Raw genomic sequence first — 17,182 nt, 5'->3', positions numbered from 1 at the left:
GGGAGCGCCGAATTGGGGGGTAAGGTCTCGAGCAGGCTGTCCTGTGTCTGCGGGCTTTTCGGCGCCGCGGTTCTCGGCATCGCACTGCTTTTCCTCGCCACGACGGGCACGGCCGACCGGGCCGTCGCCGCCTCGGCATCCGCCGCCACCGGCGCCGTCCATGTCGGTGTCGCCTCCTGCGCGGGATCGACCTGCCACGGCCGCAGCGAACCGACCGGAAAGGTCGTCCGCCAGGACGAGATCCTCCACTGGCAGAACGCATCCAGCAAGACCGGCGCGCACAGCCGCGCCTATGCCGCGCTCGCTTCCGCGCGCGGCCAGGCGATCGCCGCGAAGATAGGGGTCGGTCCGGCGACCTCGGCCGGCGAATGCCTTGGTTGCCACGCCGATCCCGCCTTCAACGGCAAGGGGCCGCGCTGGCAGGTCAGCGACGGCGTCGGCTGCGAAGGCTGTCATGGCGGCGCAGGTGGCGACAATGGCTGGCTGACGACCCATTATGCGGTCGGCCAGACCCACGGCGCCAACGTGTCGCGCGGCCTCTACCCGCTCGACCAGCCCCGCGCCCGCGCGGAGAAGTGCCTCGACTGCCACCTCGGCAGCGACAGGCCCGGCCAGTTCGTCTCGCACCGGATCATGGCGGCGGGCCACCCGCGCGTCGCGTTCGAAGTCGACCTCTTCTCGGCGCTCCAGCAACACCATGACGAAGACGCCGACTATGTGCAGCGCAAGCGCCGCACCAACAATGTCCAGCTCTGGGCAGTGGGTCAGGCGACAGCGGTCGGCCGTGCGACCAACCTGTTCGCCAATCCGCGGCTCGGGACCGACGGCATCTTCCCCGAAATCTATTTCTTCGACTGCCACAGCTGCCATCGCCAGATCGTCGACGGGCCGAACGGCCGGGCCAACTGGGTTGCCAATCCGGGCCGCCCGATCCCGTCGGGCATGCCGCCCTTCAACGACGAGAACATGATCATGCTGTCGGCGGCGGCCAAGGTCGCGGCGCCGAGCATGGCGGCGAAGTTCGATGCCGACTCGCGCGCCTTCCACGCCGCGCTGGCGAAGGACCGCCCCGCAGCCGTCGCCGCCGCGCGCCGGCTGTCGGCGACGGCGGGCAGCCTCGCCGACACGCTGAGCCGCAGCGCCTTCGGCCGCGAACAGACCTTCGCGATCATCGACACGATCGCCGGCAACGCCATCTCGCCGCGCTTCACCGACTATGAAGGTTCGGCGCAGGCGGTGATGGCGGTCGACACGCTGCTCAACGCGCTGGTCCGCCAGGGCCATGTCAGCGAAGACCGGGCCCGTGGCGCGCGTGGCGCGATCGATCGGGCCTATAAGGCGGTGGGCAACAGCAACGCCTATCGCCCCGCGGAATTCCGGGCGGCCCTGGGGCAGGCAGCCGCTTCGATAAGGGCCCTCAAATGACCGTTGCCTCGCGTAGTGTAGCCGCTTTGACCGCCCTCGCCTTCACGCTCGCCTCCTGCGGCGGCGGCGGCAGCGGCGGCAGCTCGACCCCGACACCCACGCCGACTCCGACGCCGACCCCCAGCGCGCTCTACGCCGTGCCGGCGCCGGAGGCGCTGACCGTCGCCGACGTGCAGAAGGTGCTCGCCCAGGCGATCGAGGAAGCCGCGGCGCGCAACAAGCCCGCCGTCATTGCGATCGTCGACCGGGTCGGCAACGTCCTCGCCGTCTATCAGATGACCGGCGCGCCGACGACGCTGACGATCAAGACCACCCATCGCGTTGTGACGCCGACCGACGTCGAGGGCCTCGCCGTCGCCGGTTCGCCCGCCGCCAACCCGCTGGCCGCCGCGGCGATCGCCAAGGCGATCACCGGCGCCTATCTGTCGTCGTCGGGCAACGCCTTCTCGACCCGGACCGCGAGCTTCATCGTCCAGGAGCATTTTCCGCCCGGCAACAACCAGCTTGCCGGCGGTCCGCTGTTCGGCGTGCAGTTCAGCCAGCTCCCCTGCTCGGATTTCTCGCGGCGCTACCTGCCCGCGGGCGGCAGCGCCGCCTTCATCGGCCCGAAGCGCTCGCCGCTCGGCCTCGCCGCCGATCCGGGCGGTTTCCCGCTCTACAAGAACGGCGTGGTGGTCGGCGGCATCGGCGTCATGTCGGATGGCCTCTACGGCTATGATCCGAACGTCGACGACATCGACAATGACGACGACGAATATATCGCGACGGCGGGGCTGAGCGGCTTCGAAGCGCCGCAGGACATCCGCGCCAACAACATCCAGGTGATCGTCCAGCTTCGCTATACCGACGCGGACACGTCCAAGCTGCGCACCAATCCGGCCAACGCCCGCGCCTTCACGGCGCTTTCGGGCACCGGATCACTGGTGTCGATCCCGGGCTATTATGCGCAAGGAAGCACTCCGGCGGTGCTCGCCGGCCATGCCTACGGCTCCGAGGCGTCGGGCTATCGCGCGGCGACCGCGGCGGAGCGCGGCTCGGGCAACACGATCGACAATGTCGACGCCTTCATCCTGACCGACGGCGCCGGCAACAACCGCTATCCGCTGCGCGGCGGAACCGACGCCGCGGAGGTCTCGACGCCGCTCACCCAGACCGAGGTGAAGGCGATCCTCGAGGAAGCCTTCAAGATCATGAGCCGCGCCCGCGCGCAGATCCGCAAGCCGCTCGACAGCCGCGCGCAGGTGACGATGACCGTCGTCGACACGCGCGGGGTCGTGCTCGGCATGGTGCGCGGCCCCGACGCCCCGATCTTCGGCACCGACGTCTCGCTGCAGAAGGCGCGCACCGCAACCTTCTTCTCGGGCGCCCACGCCGCACCCGATCTGCTCGGCGACTCGAGTCCTGACGTCCAGTCGTTCGTCCAGAAGGTCCGGACCTTCCTCAACGATCCGAGCGCGCTGACCGGCAGCCGCGCCTTCGCGGATCGTTCGGGCGGCAATCTCTCGCGCCCCTTCTTTCCCGACGGCGAGGTGGGACGGCCCAACGGACCGCTGTCGCGCCCCTTCAACCAGTGGAGTCCCTTCTCCACCGGGTTGCAGAGCGCGCTGATCTTCAACAACCTGGCCGAGCATCTCGGCTTCGTGCTGGGCGCCTCGCCCACCGACACGCGCCAGCGCTGCACCTTCCTGCCCGACGTTCCCGGCACCAGCGAGAACCGCCTGCAGAACGGCATCCAGATCTTCCCCGGATCGGTGCCGGTCTATCGCGGCAACAAGCTGGTCGGCGGCATCGGCGTGTCGGGCGACGGTATCGACCAGGACGACATGATCTCCTTCCTCGGTCTCCATTATGGCGGGGAGCGGGTCACCACCGTCTCCAACGCGCCGAAGGACATTCGCGCCGACAACATCGTCGTGGCGGTCGGCGCGGGCGTCCGCCTGCGCTACGTGAATTGCCCCTTCGCTCCGTTCCTCGATACGTCCGACCAGGACGTCTGCGGCGGAAAATAATGGCAGCGGCGCTCTCCTCCCTGCTCCTGCATGCGGTGGCCCTGGCTTCGGCCGCGCCCGACGAGGCCGCCGCGCAGCCGCGCGACGCCGCGCCGGTCGACGCGCCCGCCCCGGACGCGCTCGCCGTGCCGGGCAGCGTCGAGCCCGGCGCCACCGTCGACGACCCGATGATCGCAGGTCGCCGCCGCCCGGGCTACGTCACCGAGCTGCCGGCGCCGGTCGTCCAGAACAATGTCGGCGCGGTCTCCGCCCCGCCTCCCGAGGCCTTTCCGACCGACCAGTTCCCGATCCCCGATCGCTGGCGCCTCGTCACGGCACTATGCCCCGACAAGAATTTCGTCGGGCTCCAGACGGTCTGCAAATCGCGCTTCGACCCCTATCACCAGAATCCGCTGAAGGCCGACCTGCCGATCCAGCTCGACAAGAAGCCCTTCTTCCTGCCGATCACTGGCGACGACTGGTTTTTCGGGATCAACGCGATCTCCGACACCGTCGTCGAGCCGCGCTCCTTCCCGACCCCGGTCGCGGACCAGACCAGCAGCTATCCCGGCGCAATCGATACTTTCGGGCGTGATCGCAGCCTCGTCCTCGCCCAGACCGGCCTGTTCGGCTTCGGCCTGACCAAGGGATCGACCGCCTACAAGCCGCCGGACGTCGAATATCGCGTTCTGCTGGCCTATCAGGTCAATTATGTGAACGTGCAGGAACGCCGCGTCCTTCACGTCGAATCCTCGCGCCCGACGCACCGCACCGACAGCTTCCTGGGCGTCCAGGAATTCTTCATCGACAAGCATCTGGGCAACCGATCCGATCGTTTCGACTTCGACTCGATCCGCATCGGTATCCAGCCTTTCCAGTTCGATTTCCGCGGCTTCCTGTTCCAGGACAACCAGCTCGGCATCCGGTTCTTCGGCAACCGCGACAATAATCGCTACCAGTTCAACCTCCAGGCGATCTGGCGGCTCGACAAGGACACCAACAGCGGCCTCAACGACATCACGAGGAAGCCGCGCGACGACTATATCCTGAGCGCCAACATCTTCGCGCAGGATTTCCCGCTGCCGGGCCTGACTTCGCTTGCCTCGTTCACCGCGAATTTCAACCGCGAGACCGAGCGCGAGCTCGACCATAACGGCTTTCCGGTCCGCCCGGCCCTGCTCGGCGACCAGAGGCCGCGCGAATATGATGTCTACTATGTCGGCTATAGCCTCGATGGGCGGCTCAAGCGCTTCAACCTGTCGTCGACCTTCTACGGTGCCTTCGGCGAGGACCGGAACAGCTTCTTCACCTCGAAGCCGGCCAAGATCCGCGCCTTCTTCGCGGCGGCTGAGCTGAGCTACGACATCGACTGGATCCGCGTGAAGCTGTCGGGCCTCTACGCGACCGGCGACGGCAAGCCGAAGGACAACAAGGAAACCGGCTTCTCGGCGATCTTCGAGAACCCGATCTTCGCCGGCGCCGACACCAGCTACTGGATCCGTCAGGTCGTCCCCTTCGCGGGCGGCGGCGTCAATGTCGCGATCTCGCCGCGCAACGGCATCCTCAACGACCTGCGCACCTCGAAGGAGCAGGGCCAGTCGAATTTCAACAATCCGGGGACGATGCTGCTCGGCGTCGGCGCGGATTTCGACATCCTGCCGCAGCTTCGCTTCTCGACCAACCTCAACCATCTGTGGTTCGAGAACACCGCGACGCTGCGCGAGCTGCGCAACGAGGGCAGCATCCCCAAGTCGATCGGCTGGGACCTGTCGGGCGCGCTGATCTGGCGGCCGAGCATGATCCAGAACGTCGTCTTCCGCCTGTCGGGCGCGGTGCTCGATCCGGGCAAGGGCTTTTCGGACCTCTTCACCAATTCGCGCGGCGACGATCGATATTATTCGGTCCTCTTCAACGCGATCCTGTCTTTCTGAGGATGTAGATGCGAGGCTTGGGATCCCTGTTGACGATGCGGTGGGCGGCACGCGGCGCGATGGCGCTGGCGGCGGCGGTCACGCTGATCGTCTCGGCGCCCTCACCCGCCCCGGCTTCCGAGGGCGAGAAGCCGGTCGCGCGCAGCTATCCCAAATTCGCCGATGCGCCGCGCACCCAGGACTGGGCCCAGGCCGACGGCAAGAGCGCGGGCTGCGTCTCCTGCCACACCGCGACCGACCGCAAGACGATGCACCAGACCGAGGCGGTCGTGCTCGGCTGCGTCGACTGCCACGGCGGCGATGCGACCGTCCATGTCGACGCGGGCGCCCGAATGGGTGACGCGTCCTATGTCCGCGCCCGCGACAAGGCGCACGTCCTGCCGAAATATCCGCAGAGCTGGCACTGGCCCTCGTCGGCCAACCCGAAGCGGAGCTACACGCTGCTCAACCGGGAAGCGCCGGAATATGTGCGCTTCGTCAATCCATCCGACTATCGTGTCGCGCGCCAGGCTTGCGGCTCCTGCCACATGGAGATCATCCAGGCGGCGGAACGCTCGCTGATGTCGACCGGCGCGATGCTGTGGGGCGGCGGCGCCTATAACAACGGCATCGTCCCCTACAAGAACTACATCTTCGGCGAAGCCTATACCAGCAAGGGCGAGCCCGCGCAGATCAAGTCGCCAGGCACGACGCCGGGCACGGTGACGCCCGAACAGAAGGCGCGCGGCGCGCTGCCGGTCATGTATCCGCTGCCGACCTGGCACGTCATTCCACCCGCCGACATCTTCCGCGTGTTCGAACGCGGCGGCCGCACGATCAACAGCACCTTCGCGGAAATCGGCCTGCCCAACTCGACCGGCAGCATCCAGCGACTGGAGGAGCCCGGCCGGCCCGACCTCAAGCAGTCGAACCGTGGCCCCGGCACCGGTCTGCGCGTCGCCATCGCCGTGCTCAACATCCACAAGACGCGCCTCAACGATCCGTTCATGTGGTTCATGGGCACCAACGACCAGCCCGGCGACTATCGCAATTCGGGCTGCGCGGGCTGCCATGTCGTCTATGCCAACGACCGCGAACCCACCCACAGCCTGATCTACGCCAAATATGGCCGCGACGGCCAGACGGCGACGGTCGACCCGACCATCAAGGACAAGCTGGAACCCAAGGGCGACGGTCATGGCGGCGGCCATGGCACCAAGACCGACGAACATGGCCCGCCCGCGCCCGATCATGATCGCCGTGACATCGCGATGCACGGGGCGGCCGACGTGCCCGCCCATCCGATCGGCGCGCAGAAGGAGAAGGGCCACCCGATCCAGCACGCCTTCACCAAGGCGATCCCGACCGCGCAGTGCATGAACTGCCACATGCACCAGCCCAACATATTCCTGAATTCCTATCTCGGCTACACGATGTGGGACTATGAGTCCGACGCGCCGCTGATGTGGCCGGAGAAGCAGAAGAACCCGACGATCGCCGAACGTCACGCGGTGCTCGACCGCAATCCCGAAGCCGCGGCCGCGATCGGCAAATGGGCCGACCTGGATTTCCTGCGCAACGTCTATGACGATGTGAATCCGAAGGCGAAGGATACGCAGTTCGCCGACTATCACGGCCATGGCTGGAACTTCCGCGCCATCTACAAGCGCGACCGCGAGGGCAATCTGCTCGACGCCGACGGCAATATCGTCTCGCCCGACGATCCGGAAAAATTCCGCAAGGCCGGGATGCCCGAATTCGCCCCGGTGGGCGAGCAGAAGGGCAAGGCCGTCCATATGATGGACATCCACGCCGAGAAGGGTCTCCAGTGCGCCGACTGCCACTTCGCGCAGGACAGCCACGGCAACGGCCTGATCTACGGCGAGGTGGCCAATGCCGTCGAGATCGGCTGCAAGGACTGTCACGGCACGCCGGACGCCTTCCCGACGCTGCGCACGTCAGGGCCGGCCGCGCCTCCAGGCGGCACCGACCTCTCGTTGCTGCGCAACCAGGACGGCAAGCGGCGCTTCGAATGGACGACCGACGCCAATGGCGAACGGGTGCTGATCCAGCGTTCGATCGTCGATCCGAAGATCGAATGGAAGGTATCGCTGGTCAAGGAATCGGTCGATCGCGGTAGCGCCCACTTCAATCCCCTCGCCGCGCGCGCCAAGCTGATGGGCAAGGCCGGCGTCGAAACCGGCAGGTTCGAATGGGGGCCCGGCGTCGCGCCGGGTGACCGTGCCCATGACATGGACAAGATGGCCTGCTTCACCTGCCACCTGTCCTGGACGACGTCGTGCGGCGGCTGCCACCTGCCGATCGAGGCGAACTGGAAGACCAGCAGCCACAAATATGAAGGCATCGAAACGCGCAACTTCGCGACCTACAACCCGCAGGTCGCGCGCGACGAGATGTTCCAGCTCGGCATCCACCAGACGACCAAGGGCAACATCGTCGCCCCGATCCGGTCGACATCGGCGCTGGTCCTGTCGTCGACCAACATCAACCGCGAGCGGATCTACATCCAGCAGCCGCCGATCTCGGCCGCCGGCTACTCCAGCCAGGCCTTCGCGCCGCACTTCCCGCACACGGTCCGCAAGACCGAGACCAAGAAGTGCACCGACTGCCACCTGTCGGCCGACGACGACAACAACGCGATCATGGCGCAGCTCAACCTGCTCGGCACCAATTTCGTCAACTTCGTCGGCCTCAACGCCTGGACGGGGCTGGAGAAGGGCATCGAGGCGATCCGCGTCACCGAGTGGAGCGAGCCGCAGGCGGTGATCGGCTCCTACCTCCACAAATATGCCTATCCGGATTGGTACAAGCAGCATCTCGACCATGGCCGCGAGCTGATCGAATGGGTGCGCGGCACCCGCTTCGACAAGAATCTGTCGGGCGAACCGGACTCGCTCGAGGAGTTCGCGAACACCCATCATCCGACCGGCGGCGCGGCGCGCTGCGTGCAGTTGCGCGGCGAATATCTCTTCGTCGCCGAGGGCAAGGGCGGGTTCCGCGTCTATGACGTCGCGTCGATCGCCAACAAGGGCACGTCGCAGCGCATCCTGACGGCGCCCTTCTCGCCGCTCGGCCACGACACGCATGTCGCGTCACGGAACGCGACCTGCATGGCGCTGCCGACCGATCAGAACATCTCGACCGAGCGCAACGATCACATCGTCAAATATTATCCCGAGAACCAGGAACAGAAGATGGGCGAGATCTATCGCTACGCCTTCGTCACGGACTCGGTAGAGGGCCTGATCGTCGTCAATGTCGAAACGCTGGCCGACGGCGAGCCGCGCAATAATTTCCTGAAGCGCACCGCCACCTGGAACGAGAACAACATCCTCGCCGGCGCGCGCCATATCACGATCGGCGGCAACTATGCCTATATCGCCGCCGATGTCGGCCTGGTCGTCGTCGATATCAGCGACCCGAGGAATCCACGCCTCGCCGCGACGGTGCCGCTGCGTGATGCGCGCGCATCGGCCCTGCAGTTCCGCTATCTGTGGGTGACGACCGCCGATGGCCTCCAGCTCGTCGACGTGACCCAGCTCGACAAGCCTGTGCTGATCCCGTCGGCGACGCTGCCGATCGCCAATGCGCAGCGCGTCTACCTCGCCCGCACCTATGCCTATGTCGCGGCGAAGCAGGACGGCCTGGTGATCGTCGACATCACCCGACCGCTCAAGCCGAAGCTCTACCAGAAAGTGACGTTCGACGGGCGGCTCGACGATGCCGAGGACGTAATCGTCGGCACGACCAATGCCTCGCTGTTCGCCTATGTCGCCGACGGCCGCAATGGCCTGAAGGTGATCCAGCTCACCTCGCCAGACAGCCAACCCAATTTCTACGGCTTCTCACCCGCGCCCAAACCCGAGCTGATCGCCTGGGCGAAGACCCCCTCGCCCGCGCTGGCCCTGTCGAAGGGCCTGGACCGCGACCGGGGCGTCGACGAGAGCGGCAACCAGATCGCGGTCTTCGGCCGCATCGGCTCGCGCCCGTTCAGGCGCAACGAGATGGAGAAGCTCTATCTCAACGCCAAGGGCCAGGTCTGGAAGGTCAGCGACACGCCGACCTTCGCCGATTGGGTTCCGGCGCGGGCCGCACGATGAGACGCGCCCTGGCGCAAAATGTCCGAGGGAAGGAACGCGGCTGAGCGAAGCCGCGACGCGGTTCTCCGGCTTGGAGACGGCCACTCGACCGTCTTCCGTTCTCAGGACTTACTTTTCGGACCATCGGGAAAATCGACCGGTACCGCATGATTGCTCCCAATCGGATGCAAAAGCGGTCGGCAGAGATCGCCGTTCGATATAACATGCTGTCGGCATTGGGCTTTTCCGCACGCCGGCGTAACGAGTTAGAGAGGCGATCGAGTGGCAACCATCAACGGTACGTCCGGCAATGATAATATCTTCCCGACGGATGAGACCTCTTATGAAGTGCATGGCTTCGATGGCGACGACTTCATCGTCACCAAGGGAAGTGCCGATCTAATCTTCGGAGATGCTGGCAACGATATCCTCGACGGCGGCGACGGGGACAACACCGTTCATGGCGGCGAAGGCAACGACACCATCTTCCTGGGTACCGGCCCGGCGGGCACTGGGGCCGACCTGGTATATGGCGATGGCGGCGACGATTCCATTCACACGCAGCGTGGCAATGACACGGTCTATGGCGGCAGCGGTAACGACCTGATCTCTTCAAGCGAGGGCGACGATCTCCTCTATGGTGAAGCCGGTGATGACAACATACAGGCCGGGGCGGGTCGCGACACGGTCTATGGCGGCGACGGCAATGACGAGATCTCCGGCGACACGGCGCGCCTGAATGGCGAGGACACCAGCTCCGAGGACGTGCTCGAGGGCGGCAACGGCAATGACACGCTGCAGGGCCATGATGGCAACGACACGCTCCGGGGTGGCGCCGACGACGACTATGTCGGCGGTGGTCGCGGCCGCGACCTGATCGATGGCGGCGATGGCGACGATCGGCTCAACGGCCTGGGCGAATCCTTCGACAACTTGGCCGATCCAGGCGACACGTTGCTCGGCGGTGCCGGCAATGACCGCCTTTACGCCGGCTTGGGCGATTCCGTCGACGGCGGCAGCGGAACGGACACGCTCAGCCTCTATTTTCACGACGGCGCAACCACAGGGATTACCGCAGACTTCCGTCCCCTGGCGAGCGGCACTGCCACGATCGCGGGCGTAACCATCGCCAATGTCGAATATATCGACTCGATCCAGCTCACCGACTTTGCCGATAATGTGACTGCCGGTCCTGTGACGCCCGGTACGAGCGGCGTTACCCTCGAAGGGCTGGACGGCAACGACACATTGACCGGCACCGATCAGATCGACTCGATCTATGGCGGCAACGGCGATGACGTCATCTACGGCCTGAACGGCCATGATCCCTCGCCGACATCCTTTCCGATACCGCTCGATCGGCTGGAGGGCGGCGACGGCAACGACAGGATCTATGCCGGTTCCCAAGGATCCTACCAATATGGCGGGAGGGGCGATGACCTGCTGACCGGCGGCGGCGCAACCGATGTCCTTCGAGGTGAAGGCAACAACGACACGTTGGTCGGCGGCGGTGGCGATGACGACCTGAATGGCGGCGACGGCATCGACAGTCTCGACGGCGGTGAAGGCAATGACCGCCTCGAAGGCGACGCCGGCGACGACACCGTCCAGGGCGGTGCGGGCAACGATGCTTTGCTGGGCGGCGATGGCCGCGACCTCCTCAACGGCGGCGACGGCAACGATACGCTCAAAGGCTATGGCTACAGCAGTTCGACGGGCGACACCGCGATCGACACGCTGAACGGCGGCAATGGCGACGACGTCATCCAGGTCGGTTATGGCGACAAGGTCGATGGTGGCAGCGGCACCGACAGTCTCCACCTTATCTTCGACCAGGGGGCACCCGGACCAATCATCGCTGATCTGCGCGCCCTGGGCACCGGAAGCACAGTCACGATCGGCACGACAACCATCGTCAACGCCGAATATCTCGCCACCGCTAATCTGACCGATGGCGCCGACAAGTTGATCGCCGGTCCAACCGGACCCGGCGGCAGCGGCGCGTCGATCAACGCCGGCAACGGCAACGACACGATCGTCGGCACCGACGGGGCCGATGCGGTCAATGGCGGCAATGGGCACAACATCCTTTCGGGCGGCGCAGGCGCCGACTTCATCAGCGCGTTAGGCGGCAACGATCATCTCTATGGCCAATCCGCCGACGGCGGGGCCGACGGCGCGGACACGATCATGGCTGGCGATGGCTCCGACTATCTCCAGGGCAATGCCGGCAACGACGAACTCAGCGGCGGCGCTGGGTCTGATCGGATCATGGGCGGCGCCGACAACGACACCATTCGGGGCGAGACGGGCAATGATACCGTCAACGGGAATCGTGGCAACGACACGATCTATGGCGGCGACGGAAACGATTCGCTCCGCGGCGGGCAGGACGACGACAGCCTGTTCGGCAGCGGCGGCAATGACATCCTATCCGGAGATCTCGGCCAGGATCGGCTGGGGGGTGGCTCCGGCATCGACGTCCTGACGGGCGGAGCGGATGTCGACATCTTCGTCTTCGCCGGCGGCGACGCATCCTTCGCGAATAGCGGCTCACTTGCTTTTCTGACCGACAGGATCACCGATTTCACCGATGGGACCGATCTCATCGACCTGGCCTTTGGTATTCCCCGCGCCGTTCTGCAGGGCGCCGCCTCCGCTGACTTTGCGACCGCGGCAGCCTCGGCCCAACAGATGCTCGGCACGCAGGGCAGCACCGATATCGTCGCCTTCCGGGTTGGCGGCGATACGGTGCTATTCTACGATCTCGGCCCCTCCTCCCCGCTCGAGGCGATCACATTGCAGGACTTCGGCGATCCCGTGGCGATCGGCATTCAAGATTTCATCTGACGACCGCCTTGAAATCTACGCTCGCGGATGGGCGTTGCGGTAGATGTCCATCAGATGCGCGGCGTCGACGCCGGTATAGACCTGGGTCGACGACAGGCTGGCATGGCCGAGCAGTTCCTGGAGCGAGCGCAGGTCGGCCCCCCGGCCAAGCAGATGGGTCGCGAAGCTGTGGCGCAGCGCGTGGGGCGTGGTCCGCTCGCCCAGCCCCAGCCGGACCCGCGCGGCGCGCATCGCGCGGCGGATCAGCTCGGGCGCGAGCGGCCCGCCTCGCGCGCCACGGAACAATATCTCGCCCGGTGCCGCACCATAGGGGCTGAGCGCGACATAGCGCTCGATCGCCTCGCGCACCGGCGCCAGCATCGGCACGATGCGGGTCTTGGCGCGCTTGCCCGTGACGCTGAGCGTGTCGCCCAGCGGCAGGATGTCGCCGGTCAGCGCCATCGCCTCGCCGATGCGCAACCCAGCGCCGTAGAGCAGTAGCAGTACCGCCTCGTCGCGCGCGGCGATCCACGGCTCGGCGGCGGACTCGGCCGCGTCCTCGGCGATCGCGCCGATGTCGTCCGGCGCGACCGGGCGCGGCACGCCCTTCTTGATGCGCGGCCCCTTCACCTTGACCGGCTTGGCCGTGCCCTCGCGCTCGGCGACATAGTCGAGGAAATTGCGGACCGCCGACAGCTCGCGCGCGGTCGAGACGTTGGACAGCCCCTCGCCGCGCCGCTCGGCCAGATAGCCGCGCAAGTCGCCACGATCGAGCCGCGCCAGCAGCACGCCGTCGACCGCCGCGCCGCGATGCCGGCCGAGAAAGGCGATCAGGCGGTGCGCGGTGGCGAGATAGGCGCGGACGGTATGCTCGGACCGGCGCCGGTCGCGGCGGAGATGATCGGCCCACGCCACGGCGATGTCGCGGGCGGGATGATCGTCTAAAGTTAGGGCAGCAACCACCGTCCTATCATGCGCGAAAGCATCGCGCCGAGGAAGCCCAGCAATTCGGAACCGGCGCGGGTGTCGAAGCCCATCGGGCGGCGCTGGCCAAGTGCGAGCACCCCGCCGGGCAGCGGCGCCTCGGCCGACAGCCGGATCAGCGCCTCGGCGCGGATCAGTTCGGAGGCCGGGCCGAACAGCGGGTGGCCGCGCTCGACGCTGCGCATCACCACGCCTTCGATGTCGACGATCGACCGCTCGATGATCCGCCGCTCGACGAACTGCATCCCCGACGCATCGGCACGCAGCCCCTGGTCGCCGACGAACAGCGCGACCGACACCGCGTCGAGGCCGAGCATATCGGGCCAGACCTGGGTGACAATATGGATAAGATGATCGAGCCCGTCCGACTCGGTCGCGGCGAGCACCGCGGCATGGATCGACGAGACCGCGCCTGAATGACCGCGCGCGAAGGCGATGAGGTCCTGATTGGCCTCCTCGACCTCGGCCATCCGCCGCTTGAGCGAGGCCATGGCGCCGCCTTCGAAGTCGATCACGCTTCCCATGCAGGCAGTTTACCCTGCATTGGTTAACACTCAATGGGGGATTGTCGGGGAGATGAAGCTCAGTGGCCCGCCTTCTGCTGCTCCCACGCCCGGAATTTCTGGGCCAGGCAGCCGCTGGCGCCCGCCGCTCCCGACGGCGAGCAGGAGCCGATCCCGCCTTCCCCGCCTTCCATCAGGCGATGCCGCTCGCGCGATACGCCGTCGACGTCCTGCTGGTGGAAGTCGAAGCCGTCGGGGCGCAAGGCCTCGGGGATGCGGTAGCGTTCCGACGCATTGCCGCGCCGGCACACCACGATCTCGCCCGATCGGCCGCGCGGGCAGCCGGTGGCCGTCTCGATCGCGGTGCCCAAGGTCGAAGGCATCGTCGGCGCCGCTGCCGGCGCCTCGGCGGCCAGCAGCAGCGCCAGCGGGATCAGAGGATGCTCTGCCCCGTCTTGGCCCAGTCGGCCATGAAGCCCTGGATGCCCTTGTCGGTCAGCGGATGGTTGAACAGCGCGCGGATCACGGCCGGCGGCGCGGTCATCACGTCGGCACCGATCTTCGCCGATTCGAGGATGTGGATCGGGTGGCGGACGCTGGCGACCAGGATCTCGGTTCCGAAATCATAATTGTCGTAGATCTGGCGGATGTCGGCGATCAGGCCCATGCCGTCGAAGCCGACGTCGTCATGGCGACCGACGAAGGGCGAGATGAACGCCGCGCCCGCCTTGCCCGCCAGCAGCGCCTGGTTGGCAGAGAAGCAGAGCGTGACGTTGACCATCGTGCCGTCGTCCGACAGCGCCTTGCAGGTCTTGAGCCCGTCGATCGTCAGCGGCACCTTGATGCAGACATTGTCGGCGATCTTGCGGAGGACTTCGGCCTCCTTCATCATCGTCGCATGGTCGAGCGCGACGACCTCGGCCGACACCGGGCCGGGCACGATCTTGCAGATCTCGGCGATCACGTCGACGAACTGCTTGCCCGACTTGGCGATCAGCGAGGGGTTGGTGGTCACGCCATCGAGCAGGCCGGTCGCCGCCATTTCGGCAATGTCGGCAGTGTCCGCGGTGTCGACGAAGAATTTCATGTAGGAAGGCCCTTCCGGCTGCATATCTGGTTGGCGCTGCCTATAGCGGCCGCAGGGCCCCTCGCCTAGGCTCGGAACCGCCGGCCGGGCAGGTTATCCACCGCTTCGACGGGGGTGGCATTGCGATGCCGGAAAGCGCCCCCTAAGCACGGGCGGATGGCCCGCGCCCATGTCCTCCTGCTCAACCCCGCCCTCGGGCCGCTCGACTATCGCGCCGACCGCGAACATGTCGTCGAGCCGGGCAGCATCGTGCTCGCGCCGCTCGGGCCTCGGCAGATGGTCGGCGTGGTGTGGGAGGAGGAGACGCTGCCCTCGGCCGATCAGGTCGGAGACAACCGGCTGCGCCCGTTGCTCGACGTCTACGACGTCCCGCCGCTCGCGGCCCCCTTACGCCGGCTGATCGAGTGGACCTCCGACTATTATCTCGCTCCGCCTGCCGCGGTGCTGCGGATGGCGCTGCCTTCGTCGAGCGCGCTCGATGGCGCGCGGACGATCATCGAATATCGCGCGACCGGCGAGCGGCCCGGCCGGATGACCCCGCAGCGCGAGCAGGCGCTCGACCGGATCGGCCAGCGCCAGGGCCTGATCCGCGAACTGGCGACGATCGCCGACGTGTCGGAGGGGGTGATCCGCGGCCTCGTCAAATCGGGCGCGATCGAGGCGGTGACGGTGTCGATCGACACGCCCTGGCCGCCCCCCGATCCCGGCCATAGCGCCGTCGACCTGTCGGAAGAGCAGCAGCTTGCCGCCGGCATGCTCGCCGACGCGGTCGCGGCGAAGCGCTTCCAGCCCTTCCTGCTCGACGGCGTCACCGGATCGGGCAAGACCGAGGTCTATTTCGAGGCGATCGCCGAAGCGCTGCGCGCCGGCCGGCAGACGCTGGTGCTGCTGCCCGAGATCGCGCTGACCGAGCCTTTCCTCAAGCGTTTCGAGGCCCGCTTCGGCCATTTGCCGGTCGCCTGGCACAGCGAGCTGCGCCAGTCGCAGCGGCGGCGCGCCTGGCGCGGCATCGTCCATGGCGAGGCGAAGGTCGTCGTCGGCGCGCGATCGGCGCTGTTCCTGCCCTATCGCGACCTCGGCCTGATCATCGTCGACGAAGCGCACGAGACCAGCTTCAAGCAGGAGGACGGCGTCCTCTACCATGCGCGCGACGTCGCGGTGATGCGCGCCAAGCTGGAGGAGATCCCGATCGTGCTCGCCTCGGCGACGCCGGCGATCGAGACGCGCCAGCAGGCGGCGATCGGCCGCTACACCGAACTGAAGCTCACCGCACGCCACGGCGCCGCCGAGATGCCGGAGATCGAGGCGATCGACCTGCTCGCCGATCCACCGCCGCGCGGCCGCTGGATCGCGCCGACGCTGGTGCGCGCGCTGGCCGACCGGCTGGAGAAGAAGGAGCAGAGCCTGCTCTTCCTCAACCGGCGCGGCTATGCGCCGTTGACGCTATGCCGCACCTGCGGTCACCGCTTCCAATGTCCCAACTGCACCGCCTGGATGGTCGAGCACCGGCTGCTCGGCCGGCTGCAATGCCACCATTGCGGACACAGCATGGCGCCCCCCGCCGAATGCCCAGAGTGCAAGGACGAGGACAGCCTGGTCGCCTGCGGCCCCGGCGTCGAGCGGATCGCGGACGAGGTGGCCGCGCTGTTCCCCGACGCGCGGGTGGCGATCGCCACCTCCGACACGCTCTCCACCCCCGCCCGCGCCGCCGAGTTCGTCGAGCGGATGGAGGCGGGCGACATCGACGTCGTAGTCGGCACCCAGCTCGTCACCAAGGGCTATCATTTCCCCGAGCTGACGCTGGTCGGGGTGATCGACGCCGATCTCGGCCTGTCGGGCGGCGACCTGCGCGCGGCCGAGCGCAGCTTCCAGCAGATCGCCCAGGTCGCCGGGCGCGCCGGGCGCGGCGCCAAGCCCGGCCATGTCTATATCCAGACCCATGCGCCCAAGGCACCGGTGATCCAGGCGCTGCTCTCGGGCGACGCGCAGAGCTTTTACGACGCCGAGACCGAAGCGAGGAAGATCGCCGAAGCGCCGCCCTTCGGCCGCTATGCCGCGATCATCATCTCCGCCGAGAAGCTCGAGGAGGCGGCGACCACCGCGCGGCTGATCGGCAGGACCGCCCCGGCCGTCGAGGGGATGCACGTCTACGGCCCCGCCCCCGCCCCGCTCGCCATGCTGCGCGGCCGCCACCGACAACGCCTGCTCGTCCACGCCCGCCGCTCGCTCGACGTCCAGCAGGTGATCCGCGACTGGCTCGGCCCGTTGCAATGGCCGCGCGGCGTCCGCGTCGCGGTCGATGTCGATCCGTATAGCTTCTTGTAAACGCGTTCGTCGTAAACAGCCCGTCACCCCT

Annotated in this window: 10 protein-coding genes; 6 read left to right on the top strand and 4 right to left on the bottom strand. The window is 67.0% G+C overall.

The features are described 5' to 3' along the window. Nucleotides 1-12: 12 nt before the first annotated feature. The 5 genes from B5X82_RS02410 to B5X82_RS02390 all read left to right on the top strand — a co-directional run bounded on the left by B5X82_RS02410 (nucleotide 13) and on the right by B5X82_RS02390 (nucleotide 12,273). A complete protein-coding gene (locus B5X82_RS02410) occupies nucleotides 13-1,425 on the top strand; it encodes a multiheme c-type cytochrome (RefSeq protein ID WP_079646422.1) in 1,413 nt (470 codons plus the stop codon). Beyond that, complete coding sequence (locus B5X82_RS02405; RefSeq protein WP_079646421.1) at nucleotides 1,422-3,434, top strand: heme-binding protein; 2,013 nt, start codon at nucleotides 1,422-1,424, stop codon at nucleotides 3,432-3,434. The genes B5X82_RS02410 and B5X82_RS02405 overlap by 4 nt, the downstream gene beginning before the upstream one ends. Further along, on the top strand, nucleotides 3,434-5,344 hold the full coding sequence (locus B5X82_RS02400; RefSeq protein ID WP_176152444.1) for a hypothetical protein: 1,911 nt from the start codon (nucleotides 3,434-3,436) through the stop codon (nucleotides 5,342-5,344). Before B5X82_RS02405 ends, B5X82_RS02400 begins: the two co-directional genes overlap by 1 nt. Nucleotides 5,345-5,403: 59 nt before the next feature. Beyond that, the gene (locus B5X82_RS02395; protein WP_377266361.1) at nucleotides 5,404-9,444 is read left to right on the top strand and encodes a multiheme c-type cytochrome; all 4,041 of its coding nucleotides are present in this window, start codon (nucleotides 5,404-5,406) and stop codon (nucleotides 9,442-9,444) included. A 261-nt stretch (nucleotides 9,445-9,705) separates the two neighbouring features. Further along, nucleotides 9,706-12,273 (top strand): calcium-binding protein, encoded by a 2,568-nt coding sequence (locus B5X82_RS02390; RefSeq protein ID WP_079646419.1) that lies wholly within the window; start codon nucleotides 9,706-9,708, stop codon nucleotides 12,271-12,273. Nucleotides 12,274-12,288: 15 nt separating this feature from the next. Here the strand turns inward: B5X82_RS02390 and B5X82_RS02385 are convergent, their stop codons facing one another. The 4 genes from B5X82_RS02385 to fsa are packed head-to-tail and all read right to left on the bottom strand — an operon-like array spanning nucleotide 12,289 to nucleotide 14,826. Beyond that, nucleotides 12,289-13,215, bottom strand: a complete 927-nt coding sequence (locus B5X82_RS02385) for a tyrosine recombinase XerC (RefSeq protein WP_079646418.1) — start codon at nucleotides 13,213-13,215, stop codon at nucleotides 12,289-12,291. After that, nucleotides 13,200-13,760, bottom strand: a complete 561-nt coding sequence (locus tag B5X82_RS02380) for a DUF484 family protein (RefSeq protein ID WP_011951072.1) — start codon at nucleotides 13,758-13,760, stop codon at nucleotides 13,200-13,202. Before B5X82_RS02380 ends, B5X82_RS02385 begins: the two co-directional genes overlap by 16 nt. A gap of 59 nt (nucleotides 13,761-13,819) precedes the next feature. After that, complete coding sequence (locus B5X82_RS02375) at nucleotides 13,820-14,122, bottom strand: hypothetical protein (protein WP_079646417.1); 303 nt, start codon at nucleotides 14,120-14,122, stop codon at nucleotides 13,820-13,822. Between the two features lie 50 nt (nucleotides 14,123-14,172). Further along, entirely contained in the window at nucleotides 14,173-14,826 is a 654-nt protein-coding gene (fsa, locus tag B5X82_RS02370; RefSeq protein ID WP_047166300.1) for a fructose-6-phosphate aldolase, read from the bottom strand. A gap of 156 nt (nucleotides 14,827-14,982) precedes the next feature. Here fsa and B5X82_RS02365 point away from each other — a divergent pair, with 156 nt between their 5' ends. Continuing rightward, complete coding sequence (locus B5X82_RS02365) at nucleotides 14,983-17,151, top strand: primosomal protein N' (RefSeq protein ID WP_079646416.1); 2,169 nt, start codon at nucleotides 14,983-14,985, stop codon at nucleotides 17,149-17,151. The last annotated feature ends 31 nt before the right edge of the window (nucleotides 17,152-17,182 follow it).

The sequence above is a fragment of the Rhizorhabdus histidinilytica genome (genome assembly GCF_900167915.1).
GTDB classification, from domain to species: domain Bacteria; phylum Pseudomonadota; class Alphaproteobacteria; order Sphingomonadales; family Sphingomonadaceae; genus Rhizorhabdus; species Rhizorhabdus histidinilytica.
Note: the sequence above shows the minus strand (reverse complement) of the source record. Positions and strands in the feature narration are given on the sequence as shown.